At 51.3% G+C, this 779-nt stretch carries 1 protein-coding gene; it reads left to right on the forward strand.

Annotated features, from left to right (window positions below; genetic code table 11):
* Positions 1–779 (forward strand): histidinol dehydrogenase (gene hisD, locus A3751_RS20505; RefSeq protein WP_068458727.1); only part of this gene is annotated, 779 nt, incomplete at both ends.

Consider the following 779-nt stretch of genomic DNA (forward strand, 5'->3'; position numbering starts at 1 on the left):
AGGAAGTCGTGATGGTTGTGCCAACACCAAAGGGCGAGGTAAATCAACTTGTTCTTGCGGCAGCAGCTGTTTGTGAGGTAGATCGGGTGTTTACTATTGGTGGTGCGCAGGCTGTTGCCGCGCTCGCTTATGGTACAGAGACGATCCCCGGTGTCGATAAGATCGTTGGGCCTGGCAATATCTATGTTGCTACCGCTAAGAGAGAAGTGTTCGGGCAGGTCGGTATCGACATGATCGCCGGGCCGTCCGAAATCTTGGTTATTTGTGATGGTAAAACGGACCCAGACTGGATAGCGATGGATTTGTTTTCACAGGCCGAGCATGACGAGAACGCTCAGGCTATTCTGATTTCTCCAGACGCGGAGTTTCTTGAAAGGGTACAAAAGAGTATTCAGGCCTTGTTGCCGACGATGGACCGTAAAGAGATTATCGAAGTGTCAGTAGCGAATCGAGCGGCACTCATTAAGGTCGAATCCCTTGAAGAGGCGGCAATGGTAAGCGATCGAATTGCTCCTGAGCACCTCGAGCTGTCTGTGGAAGATCCCGAAGCCTTGCTGGAGCATGTTAAGCATGCTGGCGCGATCTTTATGGGGCGCTATACCGCCGAGGCATTGGGGGATTATTGTGCAGGGCCTAACCATGTGCTTCCAACTTCTGGCACAGCTCGTTTTTCTTCGCCGCTTGGTGTTTATGATTTTCAGAAGCGGTCATCAATTATTTATTTCTCTGAAGATGGTGCGAGCGAGCAGGGTAAGGTTGCTTCGGTTTTGGCCCGCGGA

The sequence above is a fragment of the Oleiphilus sp. HI0080 genome (genome assembly GCF_001635135.1).